This is a genomic window from Flavobacterium plurextorum (genome assembly GCF_024638035.1).
GTDB lineage: Bacteria > Bacteroidota > Bacteroidia > Flavobacteriales > Flavobacteriaceae > Flavobacterium > Flavobacterium plurextorum.
Genome location: NZ_CP100442.1, coordinates 5,429,741 through 5,456,452, shown reverse-complemented (window position 1 = coordinate 5,456,452; position 26,712 = coordinate 5,429,741). Strand labels below are relative to the sequence as shown.

The 26,712-nt window shown below is 34.0% G+C and carries 26 protein-coding genes; 7 read left to right on the top strand and 19 right to left on the bottom strand.

Translation table 11 applies throughout. From position 1 onward, the window contains the following. Positions 1–8: 8 nt before the first annotated feature. The 17 genes from trpB to NLG42_RS23545 form a co-directional block, all read right to left on the bottom strand. Complete coding sequence (gene trpB, locus NLG42_RS23625) at positions 9–1,190, bottom strand: tryptophan synthase subunit beta (protein ID WP_089056181.1); 1,182 nt, start codon at positions 1,188–1,190, stop codon at positions 9–11. 12 nt (positions 1,191–1,202) lie between these two features. After that, positions 1,203–1,835 carry a phosphoribosylanthranilate isomerase gene (locus NLG42_RS23620; protein ID WP_099719467.1) on the bottom strand — a complete coding sequence of 211 codons (633 nt, stop codon included), beginning with the start codon at positions 1,833–1,835 and terminating at the stop codon, positions 1,203–1,205. Between the two features lie 126 nt (positions 1,836–1,961). Then, on the bottom strand, positions 1,962–2,741 hold the full coding sequence (gene trpC / locus NLG42_RS23615; protein ID WP_257682602.1) for an indole-3-glycerol phosphate synthase TrpC: 780 nt from the start codon (positions 2,739–2,741) through the stop codon (positions 1,962–1,964). Between the two features lie 49 nt (positions 2,742–2,790). Continuing rightward, a complete protein-coding gene (gene trpD, locus NLG42_RS23610) occupies positions 2,791–3,783 on the bottom strand; it encodes an anthranilate phosphoribosyltransferase (protein WP_257682601.1) in 993 nt (330 codons plus the stop codon). A 159-nt stretch (positions 3,784–3,942) separates the two neighbouring features. Next, positions 3,943–4,509 carry an anthranilate synthase component II gene (locus tag NLG42_RS23605; RefSeq protein WP_089052999.1) on the bottom strand — a complete coding sequence of 189 codons (567 nt, stop codon included), beginning with the start codon at positions 4,507–4,509 and terminating at the stop codon, positions 3,943–3,945. Between the two features lie 89 nt (positions 4,510–4,598). Next, on the bottom strand, positions 4,599–5,045 hold the full coding sequence (locus NLG42_RS23600; protein WP_089056177.1) for a hypothetical protein: 447 nt from the start codon (positions 5,043–5,045) through the stop codon (positions 4,599–4,601). 53 nt (positions 5,046–5,098) lie between these two features. Further along, positions 5,099–6,499, bottom strand: coding sequence for an anthranilate synthase component I family protein (locus tag NLG42_RS23595; protein WP_099719463.1), 1,401 nt, complete (start codon positions 6,497–6,499; stop codon positions 5,099–5,101). 298 nt (positions 6,500–6,797) lie between these two features. After that, positions 6,798–8,078: a hypothetical protein gene (locus NLG42_RS23590; protein ID WP_257682600.1), complete on the bottom strand. Its 1,281-nt coding sequence runs from the start codon at positions 8,076–8,078 to the stop codon at positions 6,798–6,800. A 200-nt stretch (positions 8,079–8,278) separates the two neighbouring features. After that, positions 8,279–8,845: a YceI family protein gene (locus NLG42_RS23585; RefSeq protein ID WP_257682599.1), complete on the bottom strand. Its 567-nt coding sequence runs from the start codon at positions 8,843–8,845 to the stop codon at positions 8,279–8,281. A 34-nt stretch (positions 8,846–8,879) separates the two neighbouring features. After that, positions 8,880–9,512, bottom strand: coding sequence for an NAD(P)H-dependent oxidoreductase (locus tag NLG42_RS23580; RefSeq protein WP_089056175.1), 633 nt, complete (start codon positions 9,510–9,512; stop codon positions 8,880–8,882). A gap of 4 nt (positions 9,513–9,516) precedes the next feature. Next, complete coding sequence (locus tag NLG42_RS23575; RefSeq protein WP_089056174.1) at positions 9,517–9,978, bottom strand: MarR family winged helix-turn-helix transcriptional regulator; 462 nt, start codon at positions 9,976–9,978, stop codon at positions 9,517–9,519. 429 nt (positions 9,979–10,407) lie between these two features. Next, entirely contained in the window at positions 10,408–11,139 is a 732-nt protein-coding gene (locus NLG42_RS23570) for an MIP/aquaporin family protein (RefSeq protein ID WP_257682598.1), read from the bottom strand. A 17-nt stretch (positions 11,140–11,156) separates the two neighbouring features. Continuing rightward, positions 11,157–12,653 carry a glycerol kinase GlpK gene (glpK, locus tag NLG42_RS23565; RefSeq protein WP_257682597.1) on the bottom strand — a complete coding sequence of 499 codons (1,497 nt, stop codon included), beginning with the start codon at positions 12,651–12,653 and terminating at the stop codon, positions 11,157–11,159. 227 nt (positions 12,654–12,880) lie between these two features. Then, the gene (locus tag NLG42_RS23560) at positions 12,881–14,458 is read right to left on the bottom strand and encodes a glycerol-3-phosphate dehydrogenase/oxidase (protein WP_257682596.1); all 1,578 of its coding nucleotides are present in this window, start codon (positions 14,456–14,458) and stop codon (positions 12,881–12,883) included. Positions 14,459–14,657: 199 nt separating this feature from the next. Further along, positions 14,658–15,137 (bottom strand): YeeE/YedE family protein, encoded by a 480-nt coding sequence (locus NLG42_RS23555; protein ID WP_257682595.1) that lies wholly within the window; start codon positions 15,135–15,137, stop codon positions 14,658–14,660. A gap of 10 nt (positions 15,138–15,147) precedes the next feature. Further along, a complete protein-coding gene (locus tag NLG42_RS23550) occupies positions 15,148–15,717 on the bottom strand; it encodes a YeeE/YedE family protein (protein WP_089056169.1) in 570 nt (189 codons plus the stop codon). 171 nt (positions 15,718–15,888) lie between these two features. After that, positions 15,889–17,307 carry an MBL fold metallo-hydrolase gene (locus tag NLG42_RS23545; protein ID WP_257682594.1) on the bottom strand — a complete coding sequence of 473 codons (1,419 nt, stop codon included), beginning with the start codon at positions 17,305–17,307 and terminating at the stop codon, positions 15,889–15,891. 228 nt (positions 17,308–17,535) lie between these two features. Between NLG42_RS23545 and NLG42_RS23540 the strand changes: the two genes are divergently transcribed. The 5 genes from NLG42_RS23540 to NLG42_RS23520 all read left to right on the top strand — a co-directional run bounded on the left by NLG42_RS23540 (position 17,536) and on the right by NLG42_RS23520 (position 22,207). Further along, entirely contained in the window at positions 17,536–18,129 is a 594-nt protein-coding gene (locus tag NLG42_RS23540; RefSeq protein ID WP_089056167.1) for an HD domain-containing protein, read from the top strand. Between the two features lie 372 nt (positions 18,130–18,501). Continuing rightward, positions 18,502–19,845 (top strand): cytochrome ubiquinol oxidase subunit I, encoded by a 1,344-nt coding sequence (locus NLG42_RS23535; RefSeq protein ID WP_089056166.1) that lies wholly within the window; start codon positions 18,502–18,504, stop codon positions 19,843–19,845. 2 nt (positions 19,846–19,847) lie between these two features. After that, positions 19,848–20,924: a cytochrome d ubiquinol oxidase subunit II gene (gene cydB / locus NLG42_RS23530; RefSeq protein WP_089056165.1), complete on the top strand. Its 1,077-nt coding sequence runs from the start codon at positions 19,848–19,850 to the stop codon at positions 20,922–20,924. Positions 20,925–21,155: 231 nt separating this feature from the next. Continuing rightward, a complete protein-coding gene (locus NLG42_RS23525; protein WP_089056164.1) occupies positions 21,156–21,569 on the top strand; it encodes a helix-turn-helix domain-containing protein in 414 nt (137 codons plus the stop codon). A gap of 182 nt (positions 21,570–21,751) precedes the next feature. Continuing rightward, positions 21,752–22,207, top strand: a complete 456-nt coding sequence (locus NLG42_RS23520; RefSeq protein ID WP_089056163.1) for a GNAT family N-acetyltransferase — start codon at positions 21,752–21,754, stop codon at positions 22,205–22,207. A gap of 230 nt (positions 22,208–22,437) precedes the next feature. On the opposite strand, the gene NLG42_RS23515 is transcribed toward NLG42_RS23520, so the two are convergent. Further along, a complete protein-coding gene (locus NLG42_RS23515) occupies positions 22,438–23,223 on the bottom strand; it encodes a sulfite exporter TauE/SafE family protein (RefSeq protein ID WP_257682593.1) in 786 nt (261 codons plus the stop codon). A gap of 336 nt (positions 23,224–23,559) precedes the next feature. Then, complete coding sequence (locus NLG42_RS23510; protein WP_089056161.1) at positions 23,560–24,186, bottom strand: Crp/Fnr family transcriptional regulator; 627 nt, start codon at positions 24,184–24,186, stop codon at positions 23,560–23,562. A 359-nt stretch (positions 24,187–24,545) separates the two neighbouring features. Between NLG42_RS23510 and NLG42_RS23505 the strand changes: the two genes are divergently transcribed. After that, positions 24,546–24,857, top strand: coding sequence for a rhodanese-like domain-containing protein (locus NLG42_RS23505; RefSeq protein WP_071634709.1), 312 nt, complete (start codon positions 24,546–24,548; stop codon positions 24,855–24,857). Between the two features lie 75 nt (positions 24,858–24,932). After that, positions 24,933–26,513, top strand: a complete 1,581-nt coding sequence (locus tag NLG42_RS23500; RefSeq protein ID WP_089058595.1) for an NADP-dependent glyceraldehyde-3-phosphate dehydrogenase — start codon at positions 24,933–24,935, stop codon at positions 26,511–26,513. Positions 26,514–26,712: the final 199 nt, after the last annotated feature.

Here is a 26,712-nt window from a genome sequence, read left to right as displayed (position 1 = left end):
GATTTTTATTACAATTTAAAATAATCAATATAATTATCTAAATCTTTATCGCCGCGGCCAGAAAGACTGATTACTACAATATCTGTAGGTTTAAATTTCTTTTGATCTAGAACTGCAAAGGCATGTGCACTTTCAATTGCAGGAATAATTCCTTCTAATTTTGTTAACTGTAAACCTGCATTCATAGCGTCGTCATCAGTAACAGAGAAAAATTCTCCACGTCCGGTTTGTGCCAAGTGCGCGTGCATAGGACCAACTCCTGGATAATCTAATCCTGCAGAAATAGAATACGGTTCTGTAATTTGTCCGTCAGGAGTTTGCATTAAGAGCGTTTTACAGCCATGAATAACACCTACTTTTCCTAACTTACTTGTGGCAGCACTATGACCGCTGTCAACACCTTTTCCAGCTGCTTCAACGGCAATAATACCTACTTCTGGTTCATGTAAAAAGTGATAGTATGTTCCTGCTGCATTACTTCCTCCGCCAATACAAGCCACTACATAATCAGGATTTTCACGTCCTTCTTTTTCTTTTAACTGCCATTTTATTTCCTCAGAAATTACACTTTGAAAACGCGTCACCATATCTGGATAAGGATGAGGTCCAATGGCTGAACCAATAATATAATGTGTGTCAACCGGATTATTAATCCAATCACGAATAGCTTCGTTTGTAGCATCTTTTAAAGTTCTCGAACCCGAAAGTGCTGGACGAACTTCTGCGCCTAACATTTTCATACGAGCTACGTTTGGAGCCTGACGAGCAATATCTATTTCGCCCATGTAAACAATGCATTCCATGCCCATTAAAGCACAAACCGTTGCGGTTGCAACACCATGCTGACCAGCTCCCGTTTCGGCAATAATTCGTTTTTTGCCCAAACGTCTCGCAACTAATATCTGTCCGATGGTATTGTTTACTTTGTGAGCGCCCGTATGATTTAAGTCTTCTCTTTTTAAGTAAATTTTTGTGTTGTATTTTTCAGATAAACGATTCGCAAAATAAAGCGGACTAGGACGACCAACATAATCTTTTAAAAGTTTATCAAACTCAGCTTTAAAACCTGGTTCACTGGTAATTTTTAAGTAGTTTTGGCGTAATTCCTCTACATTTGGATATAGCATTTCTGGAATATAAGCTCCGCCAAATTCTCCGTAATATCCTTTTTCGTTAACGTTAAAATTCATTTTATTCCAATTTTAAAAGTTGGCAACATCAAATTTTCGTTTGAAATTGCTAAATAGATTTTTGTTTTTAAGCCCCGGTTCGATTTCAAATTTACTATTTACATCGACAGCATAAATAGGTAAATTTGTTTTTGAAATTTCTTCAATGGCTTTTAATTCGTTAATCCCGATTCCGCCGCTCAAAAAGAATGGCTTATCCGAATTGTATTTTTTTAATATAGTCCAGTCGAATGTTGTTCCGTTTCCGCCCGGCAGTTTACCTTTTGTGTCAAACAGAAAATAGTCAGCGACAGCTTCAAAGGGTTTTATAACTTCAAAATCGAAGTTTTCATCGGCCGAAAAAACTTTTATGATTTCGGTTTTATTTGGCAGTTGTTTTTTTAGTTCTGATAAAAAATCAACCGATTCATTTCCATGTAACTGAACGGCTTGTAAATTGTAATTTGCTGTTTTTTCTAGAATTTCTTCCTGACTTTGATTGACAAAAACACCCACTTTTTTGACGGTTTTTATGAGTTCAGGAATGGTTCCGTTAAAATATCGAACGGATTTTTCCCAGAAAATAAATCCCATATAATCGGGCAGGAGCGCTCCAACTTCTAGAATGTTTTCGGGGTATTTCATACCGCATATTTTGAGTTTCATTTTTATATTTGTTTTGCCACGAAGGCGCTAAGACACTAATTTTGTTTTCTTTTTTTTACTCGCTAATTGCACGAATTTCCACTAATTCAATTTGTGTTAATTTGTGTAATTCGTGGCAACAAAAATTTAAAGCTGTTTAATAAAATTCGTTGCAGCTTTGCCAGCATTATCGGTTTTCATGAAGTTTTCTCCAATTAAGAAACCTTTGTATCCGTAAGGCTTTAATTCTTGAATGGCTTCGATTGACGAAATCCCGCTTTCAGAAACTTTTACAAAATCATCCGGAATTTGCGATGCCAGTTGTTTACTGAAATCCAAGCTTACTTCGAATGTTTTTAGATTTCGGTTGTTTACGCCAATCATATCTAAACTAGGCATAATCGATTTTTCTAATTCTTCCTGATTATGAACTTCTAATAAAACCTCTAATCCTAGTTTTTTTGCAAACTCAGACAGCGATTTTATTTCTTCTCTTGTTAAAACTGCTGCGATCAGAAGAATTAAATCTGCACCAAAAGCTTTTGCTTCAAGAATCTGATATTCGTCGACAATAAATTCTTTTCGCAAAAGCGGAATATTTACACTCGCTCTTGCCAAAAGTAAATCGTCAAGTGAACCTCCAAAATATTTCCCGTCTGTTAAAACAGAAATTCCACAAGCTCCTGCATTTTCGTATCCTTTAACTACTTCTTCGACAGTAAAACTTTGATTTATAATTGATTTTGATGGAGAACGACGTTTGTGTTCTGCAATAATTCCAGTTGAACTTGCTTTTAGTTTTTGGCTTAACGAAATTGTTTCTCTTCCAAAAAACACTGAACTTTCCAATTGCGAAACTGGAATAATCGATTTTTTAAGAACAACTTCTCTTTGTTTATCGAAAATTATTTTATCTAAAATATTCATTTTTTAAGGTGCTAAGTTTCTAAGGTACTGAGGTACTAAGTTTTTAATTTTAAAGAGATAACTCTTGTAGTTTTTTAAGTGCTTGATGCCCTTTTCCAGAGAAAAGACTTTCTTTTGCTAATTCAAATCCTTCTTGCGGAGAACATTTTGTAACAGTTGAAATTGCCATTGCAGCATTGGCACAAACCACATTATTTTGGGCTTCGTTTCCTTTTCCTGAAATAATATTGGTGAATATTGCTGCCGATTCTTCGATCGTTTTTCCACCTTCGATTTCGGTTTGTGATAAAAGACGAACGTTAAAATCTTCCGGATTCAACATTCCTTCCATATGACTTGTTATAATTTTTGTAGGACCAGTTAAAGAAATCTCATCGTAGCCGTCAAGTGAATGCAAAATGGTAAAATTTACATTGGTATTTTGATATAAATAAGCATACATTCTAGCTAATTCTAGATTGAAAACACCAACCAATTGGTTTTGCGGAAATGACGGGTTTACCATTGGTCCCAGCATATTGAAGAATGTTTTTACTGCCAATTCTTTACGAATTGGTCCAACATTTTTCATTGCTGGGTGAAATAGGGGAGCATGCAAAACGCAAATACCAGCTTTATCGATACATTTTTCTAAAAATGAAGGATCGTTGCTGAATTTAATTCCCATTTTTTCCATCACATTGCTTGATCCTGAAATTGATGAAACACCATAATTTCCATGTTTGGCAACTTTAATTCCAGCTCCTGCCGAAACAAATGAAGCTAGAGTAGAGATATTAAAAGTGTCTTTTCCGTCACCGCCGGTTCCACATAAATCGATGGTGTTGTAAGCCGATAAATCAACGCGAATACACAATTCTAATAAAGCTTCACGAAAACCCGAAAGTTCATCGATTGTTATGCTTCGCATCATAAATACGGTCAAAAATGCCGAAATCTGACTTGGATTGTATTGACCGCTTGAAATATTAATCAATACGTTTTTTGCTTCTTCTTTAGTAAGCACTTCGTGATTGATTAATTTGTTTAATATAGTTTTCATTCTGTTTGAGTCTTAAAGTCATAAAGTCGAAAGTCTTAAAGTCTTCTTATTTTTGACGTTTATTTTTAAAATTGATTAATGTTTTTTAGTTTTAATAGGAAAGACTAAGTTTTTAATATTTGACTTTATGACTTTCGACTTTAAAACTTTTGACTAGTCTTAACTATTAATCCAATTCTCTAAAATCCTTTTACCTTTTGGTGTCAGCACGCTTTCTGGGTGAAACTGAACGCCTCTTACATCAAATTTTTTGTGACGTAACGACATAATTTGTCCATTTTCGTCAATAGAAGTAGCTTCAAGAACTTCTGGCAGATTGCTGTCAACAACCCATGAATGGTATCTTCCAACTTCAAACTCATTTCCTAAGCCTTCAAATAAAATTTCATCTGAAACTACTGTTTTTACATTTGTAGCAACACCATGATATACTTTGTCAAGATTTGAAAGTGTTCCGCCAAAAACTTCTCCAATTGCCTGTTGCCCTAAGCAAACGCCAAGAATGCTTTTTGTTGGTGCGTATTTTTCAATTACTGCTTTTAATAGACCAGCTTCATCTGGAATTCCAGGTCCCGGCGAAAGTAAAATTTTATCAAAAGATGCGATTTCATCAATTTCGAATTCATCATTTCTGTAAACGGTTACTTCGCAGTTTAAATCTTCCAAATAGTGCACTAAATTATAAGTGAAACTATCGTAATTGTCTATAACTAATATTTTTTTCATTGTGTATTTTTGTTTTAGGTTTCAAGTTTCAAGTTTCACGTTCCAACAACTTGAAACTTGAAACAAAGAAAACCTGAAACTAAATTTTCTTATTTTTCTCGAACGTATTTTTCGACTATAATTCGATCAACGCCTAACTTTTCTACTTTTTCGATTCCTTTTTGAATCAGTGTATCATTTTTGATTTTTATAGTAAATTCAAATTTGTTGTTTTCCCATTCTCTATTATTAAAAAATTCCAAGTTCTCAGTGTAAGTACTATCTTTTAAAGTGTACTTTCCGCCGCCGCCAAAAAATAAAGCAGTACTGTCTTTTCCATTATTTAAATCATGATTGAAAAAAGCAAAATGGGTATCATTTATAATTTTAATCATTTTTGTTTTTGAATTGAAAGTAGAAAACGTAGAATCTTTTTCAGTCGTTTCAGCTGATATAAGACGCCAGGTTCCTGCTATCGGAATCGCATTTGATTCTTTTTTCGTTTCACAAGATGTAAATAATAAAACTGCAGCAGCAAATGGAATTAATTTTTTCATAGTTTTTTGTTTATGGTTTTTAGGTTTGTTTTTAAAGTTTAAAGTATTTGAAACTAAATTTTCTCTGCCATCTCCAAAGCTGTGTTTAATGCTCTTAATTTGTTGTAAACTTCCTGCATTTCACTTTCTTCGTCAGAACTAGCGACAATTCCAGCGCCAGCCTGACAATGCAATTGATGGTTTTTGCTAAGGAAAGTTCTAATCATAATGGCATGATTAAAGTTACCTTCAAAATCCATAAAGCCAATTGCACCTCCATAAAAATTACGGTTGGTTTTTTCGTAATCTTCGATTAATTGCATCGCTCTGTGTTTTGGTGCTCCGCTTAAAGTTCCTGCCGGAAAAGTATCTGCAACAACTTGCATTGTAGTTGCTTTGTCGTGTAAATGTCCAGTTACTTTTGAAACTAAGTGAATTACGTGCGAGAAAAACTGAACTTCTCTGTACTTCTCAACATTTACATCATGACCGTTACGGCTTAAATCGTTTCTTGCCAAATCAACTAACATTACGTGTTCGCTGTTTTCTTTTTTATCTTCAGAAAGTTCTTTGGCTAAAAGTGCATCACGCTCGTCATTTCCAGTTCTTTTAAAAGTTCCTGCAATTGGATGAATTTCAGCTTTTCTGTTTTTTACGATAATTTGTGCTTCTGGTGAAGAACCAAATATTTTGAAATCTCCATAATCAAAAAAGAATAAATAAGGAGATGGATTAATACTTCTTAAGGCTCTATAAACATTGAATTCATCGCCTTTGAAACCTTGTGTGAAACGACGCGATAAAACCAATTGAAAAACGTCTCCGCGGAAACAGTGTTTTTTAGCTAAAGCGACATTATGTTTAAACTCTTCATCGGTTAAGTTTGAGAAACCTTCGCCTTCTTTAGTGAATTTGTAAGAAGCAATATTTCTAGACTGAAGCAGTTGCTCAATTTCTGAAATGTTATTTCTTCCATCAACACTGTGGCAGAATATATAAGCTTCATTTTTAAAGTGATTGATCGCAATTATGTTTTGATAAACAGCATAAAATACATCTGGAATTACAGTTGCATCGTCTTTTTTTGCAATTGAAACTTTTTCAAAATAACGAACTGCATCATAAGAAATATATCCAAAAAGACCGTTATTGATGAATTTAAAATCATTTTTTTCTGATTTAAATTGACTTGAAAATCCCTGAATTACTTCTGGAATATTTGTTGTTGCATCAATCGAAATTTGCTCCGTTGTTCCGTCAGGAAAAGTTTTTGAAATGATTTCGTTTTCAATTTTAATTGTTGCAATCGGATTGCAGCAGATGTAAGAGAAACTGTTATCATTTCCGTGATAATCACTACTTTCTAGTAACAAACTGTTTGGGAATTTGTCTCTTATTTTAAAATAAATACTAACCGGCGTAATCGTGTCAGCCAGAATTTGTTTATAATGTGTATTGAGTATAAAAGGTTTCAAAGTATGTTGTTTTATAGTTTTTAATTTCGTTTTTGCTTAAGTTTTTATCAAAAAAAAGGCTTGTCGTGATGACAAGCCTTTTATATTTATAGTTTTACAGTACCATAGGAAGCTTCGTTCACGACGTTTGACGTAAATTCTTCCACCACCAAGTATTGTTCATTATTGTTTTCATTTTCTTATTTTGATGTCACAAAGATATAAATGTAAATTGGATTAGAATACATAAAAATTCAAAAAAAACTTTTCTAAATTTAGAAATTTGTTAAATTTTAAAATGCAAATCCTGTTTAAGACCTTAATTTCCAATAGCCAGCGTGTTGTTTACGTTTGCTCTAAAATCTGGATTACTTTTAATATTTGGAAGCATAAAAAGCTCTGTATTTTTAGATTTTGTGTATTCTATGTTCGATTGAGCGGTAGTATAGTAGTTTTGAATTGTCGAATTACTAGCCGAAGATTCGCTTGTAATACCACCTGTACAATTGTTTATAATTAAGTTTTTAAAAGTTAATTTAGACAAATTTACTTCGCCGTTTCCAATATTTCCTTCTAATAAAACAAAAGGAGAGAAGCCTGAAACAATACTGTTGTTTAAATTGAAAAAGGTATTTTCTCTCACATAAACTGATTCTCTTACTAAACCTTGATTGTTTTCTTCGAGATTGACTAACGTAATATTGTTTGCGTTTATCTTTGTCATCTTTTTTGTCATATCCGTATTTTCAATTTTATCATATGAATCAACTTCAAAACATCTAGATCCTGAAATATCTGATGAAAACGGATGACGAATTGCAATACTGTTATTAATGTTGATTTGTGCACCTTGCGTAAAATCAAAATCATCATCAGTAGTTCGATAAGAAATAAGGTTGTTTAGGTTCAAATCACCTCCGTAACATTCAAAAGAATCATCGTTTGAGAAGCTTATTTGTATATTACTTAAAGTGGTTTTTCGTCCAACACCAGCGAGTGAAAGTCCGTTTAACTCTTTTAAAGCACTTAATTTACGACCAGAATATTCAATTCGCACATATTTTAAAATTCCAGAGTTATCCTCAGCATCAGAACCTCCGTAGTGATTTAACATAGGTTCTAAATTGAAAGGAAGAATATGAACACCGCCAAGAGAATTTATTGGCGCTTTACCTAGAATAATAATTCCACCCCAGTCGCCTGGACGTCTTTCCGAAATTTCTTTGTTTGAAGTAAAAACGATAGGATCAGTTTCAAGACCTTCGGCGATAATTTTGGCTCCATTTGTTACTATAAGAGTACCGCAGGTTTTGTCATCTCCTCGAATAACGGTTCCAGGTTCAATTGTTAAAGTTGCATTATTTGTTACATAAACAACGCCAACTAATTGATAAGTATTGCGTTTTACTAACTTGGTGTCTTTGTCAATATTTCCTGCAATAATATTGGTAGCTTCATTATATTCAGTATTTGCAGGTTTAAAGTTAGTCCAATTGTTCATCCAGTTTGTGCTGCCAAAAATTCCTTTTGGCTGCTGCTGCGCTTGAAGAAGAAAAGCGTTTAGAAGCGTAAAAAGTACAATATGTATTTTTGTTTTCATAACTACGATTTTGATTTCTAGTTTTTGATTTTTAAGATGCTCAAAAGTAGAAGCCGAATGTTAATCAAAATGGCTGTAGTTATTATGAAAGCGTTATTGTAGTATTAAGAACGTTATGTTTTTGAAAAGTTTAAAAGAAAAAACCCTAACAGAATCAATCTGTTAGGGTTTTTCTTATATATGAATTAGTAAGTCTTAAATTAGAACTTTAAAGCTACAGCTAATTCGAAATCGTCATTGATAGTTTTGTCTCCTAAGTTTTGGAAGAAGTTACCAGAGTTATATTTGATATCGTATTTAGTTCTGTCAACTTTAAACGCAGTTGTTGCAGTGTTTCCTTTTACAGTAATATCAAAAGTTACTGGTTTAGTGATTCCTTTAATAGTTAAGTCTGCAGTTACAGTATAAACGTCATTTGCTTTAGCTCCGATAGTTTTGAAAACTAATTTTGCAGTTGGGAATTTATCAGTTCCAAAGAAATCGTCAGCTTTCAAGTGACCGTTTAATTTTCCTTGGTATTCTCCAGTTAAGTCAGTTGCCGTTAATGAAGTCATATCAACTGTAAAGTTTCCTCCAGTTAATTTTTTTCCTTTGAAAACTACAGCTCCTTCTTTAAAGTTTACTGTTCCAGAGTGCTCTCCAGTTACTTTTTTACCTACCCATTTGATAGTAGATGCTTTCACATCGATTTTTTTAGTTTGAGCATTTACTGAAATACTAGCCGCTGCTACGAATAATGCTAATGCAATTGTTTTTAAATTTTTCATGTTGTTAAAATTGATTTTGGATTAATAATAATAATTATATAGTGATAAATAATTCCTCTTGAGATTTTCTAACTTTTTTGTAATGTTGAGCTTCGTCCTCATCATGTCTGTAACCTACAGTTGCGATAACTGCTGCATTTAAGCCTAGTTTATCGAAACCTAAAATTTCATTGAATTGTGCTGGATTAAAACCTTCCATTGGTGTAGCATCGATTTTTAACTCAGCAGCAGCAGCCAATAAAGTTCCTAAAGCAATATAGGTTTGTTTTGAAGTCCAGATGTTTTTAGCTTCTTGTGATAAGTTTGAGATAACTCCGTTCATCATATCTGCAAATCCGCCTAAAGCTTCAGTTGGAAGACCTCTTGTTTCGCTGATGTTTTTAATGTAAGCAGCCACAGATTCTGGTCCTGCATTTAAATCATTTGCAAAAACAAATAAATTAGAAGCATCTGTGATTTGAGTTTGTCCCCAAGCCGCAGCTTTTAATTTTTCTCTAATTTCTGGGTTTTCTACAAGAACAACTTTAAAAGGTTGTAGTCCGTATGAAGAAGCAGCTAATCTAACAGCTTCTTTTAATGTATTTAAATCTGCTGCAGATATTTTTTTGGTCGCATCAAACTTTTTTGTTGCATATCTCCAGTTCAAATTTTCTAATAATGTGCTCATAATATTAATTTTGTTGGGTTCTGTATTTTTCTAATAATTGATTTAATAATTCTAATTCTTCAGGATTTATATTCTCTGCAAATGCGCGTTCGTGCTCATCTACTTTCGGATCTAATTCTTTTAAAACGTCTAATCCTTTTTGCGTAATTAACACTTCAATTTTTCGTCTATTGTTCGGACATACATTTCTAGTAACAAATTCCTTTAGCAGTAATTTGTCAACTAATCGTGTTGTGTTACTTGTTTTTGCCAGCATGCGTTCTTGTATTACACACATATTAGCAGGATTTCCTTTTTGTCCTCTTAGTATACGTAACACATTATATTGCTCTCCAGATAAATCATACGGTTTTATTAAATCGTTGAAATGATCCTGAATCACATTCTGTGTGTACATGATATTCAGAATAACTTTTTTCGCATTATCCATCTTAACTGTACTCTTAATAACCTCTTCAATTGTCATAGTCGTAAGTGTATAATTTGTATATACAAATGTATAACTTTTAATAGTTGTATATACAAGTGTCATGTTAAATTTTTGTTAATTGAATTAGAACAAAATAGAAAGCTTATAAACTCTATATAATTAGTATAAAAATAGAATAAATTTTTAGTTTAAAAATAGGTCTCTTCTATATTTAACGATAGTTTAAAGTGAACTTAGCTTTGTCAAAGTTTCAAAACTTGACAAAATTTTGCGAAACACATTAAAATTAATGGTGCATATTTTACTAGCAGGACATGCCACCATTGCGATAAGCGGGCAAAAGTACTGAACGCATATACGCCCTCTTATCGCAATGCTGTCGGGCTATCCGCACTGCTTCGGCAGGATTTCTCCTATCCCTCACGCGAGTCCGCGATAGGAGAGATTTATCGGTTATATGACATTTTAATTAAGTGCCAAATATAAAGCAGCCGCTAAACAAGATCCAATTATTGGTCCTACAATTGGAATCCAGGCGTATCTCCAATTGCTGCTTCCTTTTATAGGTAAAAGCGCGTGTACAATTCTTGGACCTAAATCTCTTGCAGGGTTTATGGCATAACCTGTGGTTCCTCCTAAAGACAGACCGATTACCCATACCAATATTGCTACTGGAAGAGCTCCAATGGTTCCTAAACCAATTGCAGCATTAGAATCGGCTGTAATTTTTAAACTTGGTCCTGCAATATAAAAGATTGTAAAAATTAAAACGAAAGTGGCAATTATCTCACTGATTAAGTTTGATATATTATTTTTGATTGCTGGTGACGTAGAGAAACAGGCGAGTTTTGTTCCTTCATCTTCGGTTATTGCAAAATGATCTTTATGAGATAACCAGACTAAAAAGGCTCCTGACATTGCGCCAATCATTTGAGCGAGAATGTAAGCAGGAACTAAATTCCAAGCAAATTTGCCAATAAGAGCCAAACCGAGTGTAACAATCGGATTTAGATGTGCGCCGCTTATTGGTCCCGCAACAGTTACGCCTACAAAAACAGCAAATGCCCAAGCGGTGGTGATAACAATCCAACCCGAATTATTTCCTTTAGTGTCTTTAAGTACAACGTTTGCAACAACGCCGTTTCCTAATAAAATCATTAACATCGTGCCTAAAATTTCTGCTGTAAAAGGAGTCATATTTTTGTTTTTTAATTTTATTCTTCAATCCAGTCTGATGCACGTCCAATGGCCTTATTCCAGTTTTTTACCAATTTATTTACTTCTGGTTTTGGCATTTGTGGAGAAAATACGCGATCGATTGACCATTGTTCTTTTAGATCCTCTAAGCTTGACCAGTATCCTACAGCAAGTCCAGCTAAATATGCGGCACCCAAAGCTGTAGTTTCGAGTGTTTTGGGTCTTGTAACGGTTTTTCCATAAATGTCTGATTGAAATTGCATTAGTAAATTATTGGTTGCTGCACCGCCATCGACTCTTAATTCTTTTCCTTTTCCTCCATAATCTGCTTCCATAGCTTTTAGCAAATCATTAACCTGATAAGCAATTCCTTCTAAAGTAGCTCGGGCAATATGTGCACTGGTGGTTCCTCTTGTTATTCCAAAAATTGCACCTCTAGCATATTGATCCCAATGCGGAGCTCCTAAACCAGTTAGTGCTGGGACAAAATAAACACCTCCGTTATCAGGAACACTGGCTGCCAGCGTTTCTATTTCTTCTGATGTATTAATCATTTTTGCACCATCTCTTAACCATTGCACAGCTGCACCTCCAACAAAAACACTTCCTTCTAAAGCATAGGTTGTCTTGCCGTTAATTTTCCAGGCTACAGTAGTCAATAAATGGTTTGTGGAACGAATAGGCTTTGTCCCTGTATTCATTAACACAAAACAGCCTGTTCCATAAGTATTCTTTATCATTCCTGAAGTTGTACACAACTGACCAAAAAGTGCTGCTTGCTGATCTCCTGCAACGCCGGCAATAGGAATTTTTGTTGAAAATAGGGTAGTAGAAGTCTCTCCATAAATGGTACTGCTTTCTTTTACTTCAGGCAGCATGGCTCTTGGAATATCAAAAAGTTCTAACAACTCATCGTCCCATTCTAAAGTATGTATATTGAATAGTAAAGTTCTACTGGCATTAGAAACATCCGTCATAAATAATTTACTTCGGGTTAATTTCCATATAAGCCAAGTGTCTACAGTTCCAAAACAAAGTTTTCCTTCTTCCGCTTTTTTTCGTGCTCCGGGAACGTTGTCTAAAATCCATTTTACTTTAGTTCCAGAAAAATAGGCATCCAGAAGTAATCCAGTTTTTGTCTGAATCATTTCGGCATGTCCTTGTGCTTTTAGTTTGTCACAATATTTTGCAGTTCTGCGATCTTGCCAAACAATTGCATTGTAAACAGGTTCACTTGTTTCACGATCCCAAACAATTGTAGTTTCTCGTTGATTGGTGATGCCAATTGCAGCTATTTCTCTACCAGAGATTCCTACTTTAGCAATTACTTCTGCGGCTACACTAATTTGAGAAGACCAAATTTCGTTTGGGTTATGTTCTACCCATCCTGGTTTTGGAAAAATTTGCTTAAAAGTTTTTTGCGAAATACTTACAATTTCTCCGCCATGATTAAAGACTATAGCTCTTGAGGAAGTAGTTCCTTGATCCAGTGCTAAAATTAATTTTTCCTGCATGGTTTATATGTTTTTAAGTTAACCAGTTGGCTATAATTGAAAAAAAATCTAACACACAGAAACATAGATTTTATGTTTAAAAAAAGGAGACAAAAAGAAACACGTTTCTTTTGCATAGCACGGCTATGTATATTTAAAAAAAGTGAAACGCCTAATTTTTGACTGCAAAAGCTATGTTTCTATGTGTTAAAAGTAATTCCATCCAACGGGTTTAAGTTAGTAAAAGTCTATTGAAATTCTTTTAAAAGAAAACCTTTCGAAATTCCTTTAAAGTTTAAAATTTCTTTGTGTATCCAAGCTTCATCATGTCCGAGTTCTTTTGCCAGTACTCTTGCCACTTTTTCTGAAGACTCAATAGCAGCTCTGGCATCTAAGAACAATAAGCGTACACGTCTTGCCAAAATATCATCAACGGTTCTTGCCATTTCATAGCGAATTGCCCAAACGACTTCTGCCATTGTAAATTCATGATCTGGATGAAGTTTTTCTTTTAATTCCAGTTCATTTTTTTGTAATTCTAGTATTTCAGGAACATCAGAACCATAGATGTACAAATGATTCATTCTTTCTAAAGTCGTAGTGGGTTTATTTCCATGAATAGAAAGATGTTCTGTAACGCAAGGCTTGTTAGGTAATTTGCCTTTTTTGATTGCCTTATTTATAATGTCTTCAGCGATTTTTCTGTATGTTGTCCATTTGCCGCCGGTAATTGTTATTAAACCCGTTTCAGAAACAATAATTTTATGACTTCTCGAAACTTCTTTGGTGCTTTTTCCTTCTTCTTCAGGAGCCGCTAAAGGACGTAAACCTGCAAAAACGGATAAAACGTCGGCTCTTGTTGGTTTTTTTGCTAGAAAACGCTGTGCATTTTCCAACACAAATTCAATTTCGCTTTCAAGCGCAATAGGTTCCAGACTGTGTTTTCTAATTAAGGTATCAGTTGTTCCAACTACAATTCTGTTGTGCCAGGGTACCGCAAATAAAACTCGTCCGTCACTTGTTTTAGGAATCATCAAAGCGTGATCGCTTGGTAAAAATGATTTGTCAAATACAAGATGAATTCCTTGGCTTGGAACAATATACTTTTTGTAAACTGTATCGTTCAGTTTCATAATGGCATTTGTAAAAACACCGGTTGCATTAATAATTGCTGCGCCTTTTATTTTATAATGATCACCAGTTTCGTGATCTATTGCTTCAACACCGATAATTTGGTTTTTATCATCTTTTAATAAGTTTACAACTTTAGAATAATTTAAAAGACAAGCTCCTTTTTCTACTGCAGTTTGAGCAAGGTTTATAGCCAAACGAGAATCATCAAATTGTCCGTCATGATAAATAACACCATTTACTAAACCTTTTTCTTCTACGGTTGGCAGCATTTCGATTGTTTTTTTCTTCGAAATATATTTTGATCGGCCTAAGCTTAAACGCCCAGCGAGTAAATCATAAATAGTTAATCCAGTAGTATAAAACAGTCCGCCCCACCAATTGTAATTGGGAATTACAAAAGATTGATTTTTAACTAAGTGACCAGCATTTTTAGCGAGTAATCCTCTTTCTTTTAGAGCTTCTATAACCAAATGTATATTTCCCTGCTCTAAATAGCGAACTCCACCGTGAACTAATTTAGTGCTTCTGCTTGAAGTTCCTTTGGCAAAATCGACCGCCTCAAGTAAGATTGTTTTATAACCTCTGCTTGCCGCATCAAGAGCAGTTCCAAGACCGCTTGCTCCACCACCAATTATAATTACATCCCACTGTTCGGTATTTTTTAGTTTCGACAATTGTTCTGAACGTTTCATATAGTATCGATTTATTGGTGTTTTTTGTAAGATAAAATCTGGTATAGTAAACTTAATAAAACTTAATGAAACAAAAACGAAGAAATACTCTTAATAAGAAAATTTGTCTATAAAGAAGCTGTGAACCAAAGTTCTGAAAAAAATAAACCCGACAGGTTTTAGAAATCTGTCGGGTTATAATATGTGAAAAGAATTTTATTTAATGAGGAAGTTTGTCTTTAATCAAACCATAAAACCAAGTTCCTGCAATGGCACTTAATAAGGTTACTGAAATTACAGTTACGCCAGTACCAATTTGAGCGAAAAGCGGCCCAGGACAAGCTCCAGTAATTGCCCATCCAAAACCAAATAATAAACCGCCGTAGATTTGTCCTTTACTGAAAGTCTTTGGCTGAATTTCGATTTTCTCTCCTTGAAGGGTTTTAATATTGAATTTTTTAATGATAAAAACAGATATTACACCAACAACAACTGCACTTCCGATTACGCCATACATAAAGAAAGATTGCAAATGAAACATTTCCTGAATACGAAACCAGCTGATAATTTCTGCTTTTACGAATACAATTCCAAAAAGAATTCCAACAATAAGATATTTAAGATTTGCGAATCCTGAATCTTTTATTTGACTTCCGTTGATTCCTTCCGTGTCTGTATTTTTATTTTCTAAATTACTCATTTTTGAAATTTTAAAGTGAAAGAATATAAGGTAAAATCAAAAGTGACATTACAAAACCGCCAATCATAAAACAGATTGTTGCTACTAATGAAGGCCATTGTAAATTTGAAATTCCCATAATCGCGTGTCCGCTTGTACATCCGCCGGCGTAACGTGTTCCAAAGCCAACTAAAAATCCGCCTACAACAATCATTATAAATCCGCGAAGCGTTAATAAACTTTCCCAAGAGAATAATTGTGCTGGAACTAAACCAGAATGATCAGTAATTCCGTAAGTCGCTAACTGCTCTGAAAGTTCAGGAGTAATTTGAACAGGATTTGGATTTGAAAGGAAATAAGCAGCGATAACTCCGCCAAGAAAAATTCCGAAAACGAAGAATAAATTCCAACTTTCTTTTTTCCAATCGTATTTAAAGAATGAAATATTTGCAGGAATACAAGCCGCACAAATATGACGAAGCGAAGAACTAATCCCGAAAGATTTATTTCCGATAATCAATAAAATAGGAACTGTTAAACCAATCAACGGGCCTGAAACGTACCAAGGCCAAGGTTCTTTTAAAATTTCTAGTAAACTCATATATAATTAAAATATTAAGTGTTTTTTACCTTATAAGTTATATAAGAAATTATAAGTTGGAGTTTCTTATATGACTTAGAAAAATTAAGCAAATATAAGAAGCGTACATAAAAACGCCCCAAACGAAAATGTGCTTATATAACTTATATGGTTAAACTATATGTTCAATGTTTATGCTTTCAAAACCTTGCTCTGACAAACAAAATCTGATTTTGGAACTTCTGTTTTTGAGATTGCTCCAAAACCGCCGTCAATTTCAGAAAAATTTCTAAATCCACGTGCTTGTAATATAGAAGCCGCAATCATACTGCGGTAACCGCCAGCACAATGCAGGTAAAAATGCTCATTTGGATTAATGTCTTTTACCCAGTCATTAATATAAGCGAGAGGTTTGCTGTAAGCATCTTCAATATGTTCAGCTTGATATTCCGTTTCTTTTCGAACATCAATAACTTTATCTTCTTTGATGTTAAATTCTTTTGAAAATTGTTCTGCTGAGATTCGGTTTACGGTATCAATTTCAAAACCAGCTTTCTGCCAAGCTTCAAAACCACCTTCTAGATGTCCGATAATCGAATCGAAACCTACGCGGCTCAAGCGTGTAACTGTTTCTTCTTCAAGACCTACTTCGGTTATCAATATAATTGGTTGTTTTACATCACCAATTAAAGTTCCAACCCACGGTGCAAAATCACCATTGATTCCAATATTAATAGACTGCGGAATAAATCCTTTTGCAAAATCACCACTTTTGCGAGTATCTAAAATCAAAGCTCCGGTTTCTTCGGCAACAGCCTCAAATTCTTCGACCTTAATTGTTTTCATTCCGTTATGCAAAACCGTTTCAAAGCTTTCGTAACCGCCTTTGTTCATCGCTACATTCATGCTGAAATAAGCAGGAGGAGGCAATAAACCATCGGTAACTTCTTTAATAAATTCTTCTTCGGTCATATTGGCGCGCAAAGCATAATTGGTTGCTTTTTGATTTCCAATAGTCGAAACTGTTTCTTTGCTCATGTTTTTTCCACAGGCACTTCCCGCACCATGCGCTGGATAAACAATTACATCGTCAGCCAGAGTCATGATTTTATCTCTCAACGAATGATATAAAATTCCCGCTAGCTGATCTTGAGTCATTCCTGCTGCTTTTTGAGCTAAATCAGGACGACCAACATCACCTATAAACAAAGTGTCGCCAGAAAAAATAGCGTGATCTTTTCCGTTTTCATCAATCAGTAAAAAAGTAGCACTTTCCATAGTGTGTCCCGGAGTATGCAGTACTTTTATGGTTACTTTTCCAACTTTAAATTCCTGACCGTCTTTTGCAGAAATGCAGTCAAATTCGCAGGCAGCGTTTGGTCCGTAAACAATAGGAGCTTTCGTTTCTTTGCTTAAATCAATATGTCCAGAAACAAAATCAGCGTGAAAATGCGTTTCAAAAATGTATTTCAATTTTACCTGATCGCGTTCAAGACGATCCAAATAAGGCTGGATTTCTCGCAACGGATCAATAATCGCAGCTTCGCCGTTTGATGTAATATAATAAGCACCTTGAGCAAGGCATCCGGTGTAAATTTGTTCTATTTTCATGATATAAATTCTAAAAATATAGGGAAGACAAAGGTAACCTAGTTTTTTCTTAAAATGGGTGACTAATGTTACAGAAATTTGATTTTGTCTAAAAAAGGAATTTTTATCATATAAGTGATATAAGTAAATTTAAGGCATGCGTAATCTGCGTTTTGCTAAAATGAACTGATATAACTTATATGGTGGAAAAAAATCTATGTAATTTTACAACTGACGAAAATTATTGATATGAACACAGCAGGCTTATTAGATCAAATTGCTTTTATAAAAGAAATTGATAAAGTAAAATACATTCAGCGCAAAACAAAACTATTCAACAGCGACCGATGCGAAAATGATGCAGAACACAGCTGGCATTTAGCCTTAATGGCAATTGTTTTGGCAGAACATTCAAATGAACCAATTGACGTTTTGAAAGTGGTAAAAATGGTTTTGATACATGATATTGTAGAAATAGATGCTGGTGATGTTTTTATTTATGATACGGTAAAAAGTCATGATAATACTGATGAGGAACGATTGGCTGCGAATCGCATTTTTGGTTTACTTCCAAAAAGCCAAGCAGAAGAATTAATTTCTATTTGGGAAGAGTTTGAAGCCGGAGAAACCAATGAAGCCAAGTTTGCAAGATCAATGGACAGATTGGAACCTTTGCTTCAGAACACATCAAATAACGGCGGAACATGGAAAGAGTTTGACGTGAATTATGATAAGGTTTACGAGAAAAAAAGTGTAATTAAAAATGGTTCAACTTCTCTATGGAACTATGCAGAAGGTTTAATTAATGAAAGTGTTGAAAAAGGAATTTTGAAGAAAGAATAAAATATAGCCTGCGGTTTCAACCGTGGGAAACAGATCATGATTATGTATTTCTTACGTTGCGTTCTGTGGTTGAAACCACGAGCTATGTTTAAGCACATAAAATTATACGCAATATTGTCATTTCGACCGAAGGGAGAAATCACACGCGAGATTCCGCAACGTATATTTCTATTCGTTGTAGAAATTCTAGTGTGATTTCTCCTTTGTCGAAATGACAAATAGAGACACACTCATCATAAAGCATAAGTGTAATTCATACTTTTAAAATTGTTGAAAAGTTTAACGAATATCGGGAGATAAACTTTTTTTTAAGGGGCTTTGTTCGGGTTGTAATGGTTAAATTTGTGGAACTTCATAAACAAATTACTACTTATGGAAGAAATGCTCTTTTATGACCGAATGCAATTTGCCTTCACCATTACTTTTCATTATCTTTTTCCACAGCTTACAATGGGTCTTTCCTTGATCATTGTGTACTTCAAATGGAAATATTTAAAAACTAAAAACGAACAATACAATCACGCCACCCATTTTTGGATGAAAATCTTCGCCCTCAATTTTGCAATGGGTGTTGTAACGGGAATTCCTATGGAGTTTCAGTTTGGAACCAACTGGGCAAAATTCTCCGAATTAACTGGAGGAATTATTGGTCAGACGCTTGCCATGGAAGGAATGTTTTCATTCTTTCTAGAATCTTCTTTTCTAGGTATATTTTTATTTGGAGAAAAACTCCTGGGACATAAATGGCATTTTGTAACAGGATTATTAATTTGCATTGGTTCATGGGCGAGCGGATTTTTAATTATCGCAACACATTCGTGGATGCAGAATCCTGTAGGTTATGAAATTCTCGAAAATGGAAAATTTGTACTTAATAATTTTCAAGCTTTGTTTTTAAATCCGTGGCTTTGGCCTTCCTATCTTCATAATCAGGCAGCTTCTATGGTAACAAGTTCTTTTGTTGTTGCAGGAATTGGAGCTTTCTATATTTTAAGTAAAAAGAATGTTTCTTTTGGGAAATTGTTCTTGAAAACGGGAGTGATTTTCGGATTGATTTCGAGTATAATCGTTGCAATGCCAACGGGAGATTTACTGGCGAAAAATGTCGTAAAATACCAACCGGTAACCTTTGCAGCAATGGAAGGAATTTTTCACACAGAAAAGAAAGGTTCCGAAATTGTTTTAATAGGTCAGCCTGACGTAAAAGATAAAAAATTGGATAATAAAATCGCTGTTCCTAATATTCTAAGTTTCCTGACTTATGGAAACTGGGAGCAGGAAATAAAGGGTTTAGATCAATTTGAAGAAGATCTGCATCCAACTAATATTTCGGGTTTATATTATGCTTATCATATTATGGTGGGACTTGGAACAGTGTTTATCGGTTTAATGATGATTTCACTTTTTCAATTAATCAGAGGGAAATTGTTTGAAACCAAATGGATTTTATGGTCGTTAATGTTCATGATGCCATTTCCGTACATTGCTAATACAACGGGCTGGTATACGGCCGAATTAGGAAGACAACCTTGGCTTGTTTACAATTTAATGCGCACTGCAGCTGGTGCTTCGCCAACAGTTTCATCTGGAAATACCTTGTTTACATTGCTTGGTTTTATTGGTTTATACCTTTTACTAGGCATGTTGTTTTTGCTTTTGATTGGAAAAATTATCAATAAAGGCCCTCATCAAGATGGCATAACTGAAAATATATAAGTATGGAATTTTTTTGGTACGTAGTTTTAATGGGAATTCTGGCTGTTTATCTGGTTTTAGACGGTTATGATTTTGGAGCAGGAATTATTCATTTATTTTTTGCTAAAACAGAAAAGGATAAAAAAGCAATTACAAGTGCTATTGGTCCGTTTTGGGATGCTAATGAAGTTTGGCTGATTGCGGCGGGAGGTGTTTTGTTTTTTGCTTTTCCAACTTTATATGCTTCTTCTTTCAGCGGGTTTTATCTGCCTTTGATTATGATTTTGTGGCTTTTGATTTTTCGCGCAATCGGACTTGAAATGCGCGGGCAGATTCATCATCCAATGTGGGAAACAATTTGGGATAAAGCTTTTGGGGTTGCAAGTTTACTTTTGGCGCTTTTTTTCGGGATTGCTTTAGGAAATATTGTTCGCGGCGTAAATCTCGGAATGGTGCAAAACGGTGTTTCTACACAAGAAGCGCATTTTTTCTTTCTGCCTTTATGGAATCCAACTTTTAGTCCGCAGGCAAGTGAATTGGGAATTATAGATTGGTTTACACTTTTTCTAGGTATTGTGAGCGTTGTGGCGCTAACAATTCATGGTGCGAACTGGATTATTTACAAAACAAATTCCGCTTTGAATCCGCAGCTTAAAAATGTGGTTTTTAAACTGAATATTGTACTCTTGGTTTTAGTTTGTATTTCTTTGCAAATTTGGCATTTTATAGAACCTAAACCGTTTCATAATTTTATAGAAAATCCTATTCTTTGGTTTTTTCCGCTTTTGACTTTTGTTGGAATTTTAGGATTGTTTAAAGTGCGCTCGTTTAAAAAAGACGGTCACGGATTTCTGTTTTCAACCTTGTTTTTATTAGGCGGATTTGCTTCAACAGCGGTTTCAATTTTCCCAAATGTTTTACCTTCAACAAATAATGTAAATCCTTCGCTGACAATTTACAATACTGCAGCTCACGAATATGGATTAAATGTTGGATTGAGCTGGTTTTTTATAGCACTGTTTTTAGTTGTTATTTACTTTATTATTCAGTATAAAGTTTTTAGCGGAAAAATGGATGATATTGGGTATGGCGAGCATTAAGATGTTTTTATAGCCGCGACCCGAGCGACAGCGAACTGGCGAAGCAATTGCGCTAATTTTTACGAAATTAATTATAGGAAAAGCCTCCAGTTTTAACTGGAGGTTTTTTATTCTTAACTATCGGAAAAATTGTACTTTTGTTTTTGAATTTTCTGAAATTGTATTTTACAAAGATGGATTTGTATTTTACCACAACAGAAAATTTTAAAGAATTTTAAATATCTTTGAATTATGAGTGTAGCAGAAAGATCAAAACATATAGGGAGAAACATAAGCCGAATTAGAGAGCTTAAAGGAATGAAGCAGGATGCATTAGCATTTGAAATGGGGATTACCCAGCAGACTATTTCGAATATTGAATCGAGTGAAACTGTAGATCGTGAAAGACTTTTAGATATAGCAAAAGTGCTTGGCGTTACAATAGAAGCAATTGAAAATTTTTCTGAAGAAAATGTGATTAATTATTTTAACACTTTTAATGAAACTGTTTCAGGTAGTTTTATAACGAATAACTCTTGTACATTCAATCCTTTGGATAAGATGGTTGAACTTTACGAGCGTTTGGTTTTGGCTGAAAAAGAATTAGTTCAGGCTGAAAAAGAAAAAGTCGAATATTTAGAAAAATTATTGAAAAAAGAAAAGTGAGAACTTTAAGTTTTAACTAAAAAATACAAATCTGTTTATCCTTAGAGATAAACGGATTTTTTAGTTTTATAGAGGAATACTTTTGCAGAAATGCTGGATGACCATGTTTTAAATAAACTGGACTATAAAGTTGTTTGATCTTTAAGATATTTTCGCTTTTTTAATTAAAACATTTTATAATAATGGATTACAAAATCAAAAAAGCAAGTCTTGAAGATCTCAATGAAGCAGCAGAACTTTTTAATCTTTATCGTGTTTTTTACCGTCAGGAATCTGATGTAGAAAAAGGAAAAGCATTTTTAAAAGAACGATTGTTAAATAATGAATCAGACATTTTTTTAGCGATCACAAACGGAAAAGCTGTTGGCTTTGTACAGCTTTATAAACTATTTCATTATACAAAATTGCAAAAGCAATGGCTGCTTAGTGATCTTTTTGTACATCCTGATTTTCGTGGTAAAGGTTTGTCTGTCGCATTAATTGATCGAAGCAAACAATGGTGTGAGGAAACAAACGCCTGTGGTTTGATGTTGGAAACAGAAAAAACAAACGATATAGGCAATCAGTTGTATCCGCGTTGTGGATTTGAATATGACGGATTACATAATTATTACCATTGGTGGCGAACAGATAAATAAACAGCAGGATTTAATCTGTTAATTTTGACAGCCGTATTAAATTAAAGATAAATACGATCAAGAATATAGTACCCTAAAAAAAAATCCGTTTATTTTGAAAAATAAACGGATTTTTTAATTTGATCTTTGTCAAAATTCAAGACTTTGACAAAGATCTCTACAAGTAAACTAAATTGGAAATATTTAAAGATCTTTACAAATCTGTTGTATCTGCGGGAAAGAAATCCATATTAAAATAAAACTTCTTTTGTAATAATGTAAAATCCCATTATGAGAACAAACCAGCCAAAAAGCGGTTTTAATTTTGTTCCATCTATTTTTTTAGAAAACTGACTTCCTATAAACATTCCTAAAAGTGCCATTCCCGAAACACCTAGTAAAAAAGTATAATCGATAGGAGTTCCTATATATAAATCACCTCCAAAACCTATTGAGGAATTAATGGTAATAATCAATAATGAGGTTCCTACGGCTTGTTTCATTGGTAAATTGGCAAAGAATAAAAGAGCAGGAATGATTAAAAATCCACCGCCGGCTCCAAGAAATCCTGTGACGATTCCGACCAAGAAGCCAATTAAACTTAATTGGAGATAATTGGTTTCGGCAGTTTTTATTTCAAGCTGTGGTTTTCGAATCATCGAAATCGCCGCTGTTATCATCAAAACCGAAAAGACAATCATAATCAGAAAATCTTTTGAAACAGAATAAGAGGCAATAGAAAATAGGGTAGAAGCAATTTTAGGAAAAATAACTTCACGAATAATCAGTATTGAAATTACAGAAGGTATTGCAAAATACAATGCCGATTTGAGTTTTAGATTTCCCATCTTATAATGGCTGTAACTGCCAAATAAAGCGGTTAAGCCAACAATAAATAAAGAGTACGAAGTTGCTTGTTCTGGATTTACTTTAAACAAATACACTAAAATAGGAATAGTCAAGATAGAACCGCCGCCGCCAATTAAGCCCAGAGAAATTCCGATAATGATTGAAGCAAAATAGCCTAAGTATTCCATTATATTTGTTTTTATGCAAAGTTGCCTCGGAAATTAGAGATCTACAGTAACATTTATCACAGAAGTGATTTTTTACCACAGATTATTATGATTAAAAGGATTTTTCTGGGCATATAAATTTAAACAGATAGACACATAGCTATGTGTAAATAATATATTATTCATTTCAATCTATATATTAAGACAAAGTAACTATGTCTCTATGTGTTTAGAATTGAAGTTTGGTTTGTCACATTGAGCGAAGTCGAAATGCTTTACGAGTTTTCTCCCGAAGCCTCGAGACGCTCGAACTGACAATTGTTTTAGTAAATCAAATTCGTGAAATTAGTGGCAAACTTATTTCAAAAGTTCAATCTGATTTCGGTTGAGTTTGACTAAACCTCGCTGTTCCATTTTTTTTAGTAATCTCGAAACAACTTCTCGAGATGTATTTAATTCTGTTGCGATTTCTTGATGTGAAAGATTGACTTCTGAACAACCACAGGTATCAGAGTGTCTTTTTAAGTAAAATTCTAAACGTTCATCCATAGAACGAAAAGCGATATTATCAACAACTTCCAATACTTCTTCAAAGCGGCTTCTGTAAGTTTCGATTACAAATTCGTACCAAGATCTGTGTTCCATCATCCATTTATCCATCATTTGCAACGGAATCATCATGACAGAAACATCTTCGACTACTTTTGCCATGATCTGACTTTTTTCGCTTTTCGCTGTACAAATCATCGAAATAGCACAGGCTTGTCCAGGCTGAAGATAATACATTAAAAACTCACCGCCGTCTTCGCCTTCGCGATAAATTTTGATTTTTCCTTTAGTAATCAAAACCGTGTTTTTAATGTATTGTCCGGTTCGCATCAAAATTGTTCCAGCTTCAAAATCTTGAAGACTTCCGTTTTCTTCAATAGTAGCAATAAGTTCACTGGAGAAATTAGGAAATGTATTTTTTAATGAATGTTGCATTGTATCTTTTTTTTGCCGTGAATTTCACAAATTCACACTAATTAATTTATGAGAAATTGTAAAGTTTTAGGCTGGTATTATTGTCAAAATCGAATAAAAAATTATAATTTTTTACAAAGATAATGGATTCTGCTGGCATTAATTGTGGTAAAATTATAATTAACAGGTATTTTGCTTAAATGAAAAAATCCTATTTTCTATCGATTTTATAGGTTATATTTTTAAAAATAGTGAGTAAATTTGCCTTTCACTGATTATAATAATTTCTCTAAAACGTTTTCTGAGAATAATAATCGAAATCGCATTTGGTACGTTTTTCATGAGTAGAAACGTCGTAATTTTACAAAAACACATTTATTATGAATTTATCACAAGAAGATTGGGTTAATCAGCTGGCTGCTGACGAGAATGCAGTTATACTGGACGTAAGAACTGAGGACGAATTTAATGATGGCTATATTGAAAATGCTTTAAACATTGATATCAATAAAGGTCAGGGTTTTATTTATGAAATTGAAGAATTAGATAAAAACAAAAATTACTATGTGTATTGTCGTTCTGGAGCGAGAAGTGCCAAAGCTTGTCAGATTATGAACGAATTAGGTATCGAAAATGCCTATAATCTGCTTGGTGGTATACTGGATTGGGAAGGCGAAACCGTACAACCATAAAAGAGAAGAAGAGGCAATTAAAGCCTCTTTTTTCATTATAATGCTATTAATAACCAAATAATAAACAACCAAATTATGAGTTTAATACCCGAAGAATTTGAAATTAAATCCCTGATAAATCAAGATACTTACCTTGTAAATGGAGAATTAAAACATTGGTCAGGACAAACTACGCCCGTGTTTTCGACGATTTCTTCTACAGAAAAATATACACCTACTTTATTGGGCTCTATTCCATTTATGGGAGAAACTGAAGCAGCAGAAGTAGTTGAAGCTGCAAATGCTGCTTATGATAAAGGGCAAGGTTTATGGCCAACAATGAAAGTTGCTGACCGTATTAAGTGTATGGAGAATTTCGTTAATCAAATGAAAGAAACCCGCGAGGAAGTCGTGAAGTACTTGATGTGGGAAATTGGAAAATCATTGGGTGATTCTCAAAAAGAGTTTGATAGAACAGTTGAATATATTTATGATACTATTGCGAGTTATAAAGAATTAAACGGACGCAGTTCGCATTTTGAAAAAGTACAAGGTGTGAATGCCATGATTCGTCGTGGACCTCTTGGCGTTGTGTTGTGTCTTGGACCTTACAACTATCCTTTAAATGAAACCTTCTCCTTATTGATTCCCGCTTTAATTATGGGAAATACTGTGATCTTTAAGCCGGCTAAACATGGTGTTTTATGTATTTCGCCATTGTTAGAAGCTTTCAGAAGCAGTTTTCCAAAAGGCGTTATCAATATCGTTTATGGTCGTGGTCGTGAAGTAGCTTCTCCGATTATGAAATCTGGTAAAATTGATGTTTTAGCATTAATTGGAAACAGTAAATCGGCAATTGCTTTGCAGGATCAGCATCCAAATAAAAACAGACTGCGTTTGATTTTAGGTTTAGAAGCTAAAAACCCTGCGATTATTTTACCTGATGCCGATTTAGATTTGGCAATTCAAGAATGTATTACCGGAACTTTATCTTTTAACGGACAAAGATGTACGGCATTAAAAGTTTTATATGTTCATGAATCAATTAGAGAAGAATTTAATAAAAGATTCTCTGAAAAAGTTGATGCATTACAATTTGGAAATCCATGGGAAAAAGGAGTGTCTTTAACACCGCTTCCAGAAACAGATAAACCGCATTATATTCAAGGATTAATCGATGATGCAGTTCACAAAGGAGCTGAGATCTTGAATGAAAAAGGCGGAAAACATACTGATAATTACATTTTTCCAGCCGTTTTATATCCAGTAAACAGTAAAATGCGCGTTTACCATGAAGAACAGTTTGGTCCTGTAGTTCCAATTATTTCTTTTAAAGATATTAAAGAACCTTTAGAAGATATGGCTGAATCAAATTACGGACAGCAGGTAAGTTTGTTCGGAAAAGATATTAAAACTCTTGCGCCGCTTATTGATGCTTTAGTAAACTTAGTTTGCAGAGTAAACCTCAACAGTTCTTGTCAAAGAGGACCAGATGCCTTTCCATTTACAGGTCGTAAAGATTCTGCAGTGGGTACTTTAAGTATTCCAGATGCTTTGCGTTCTTTCTCAATTCGTACGTTTGTCGCTTCAAAAGATATCGCTTATAACAATGAAATTCTGCAGGAATTGCTAAACAGCAAAGAATCAAATTTTATAAATACCGATTATATTTTGTAGCATCAAGGTTATATATTAATTGTAGATACCGTCCTTTTCTTTCTAGAATTGGGCGGTTTTTATTTTTAACTGACTCTATAAGAACTAAGAAGCTTTGGTACTGTGTTTTTTTTAATTGTAATTTTATAAAGTTTTGTAACATTGTTTTGAAAATTGGGTCTTATATAAATCAATTTAAATTATCAAATCAAAAACCAGT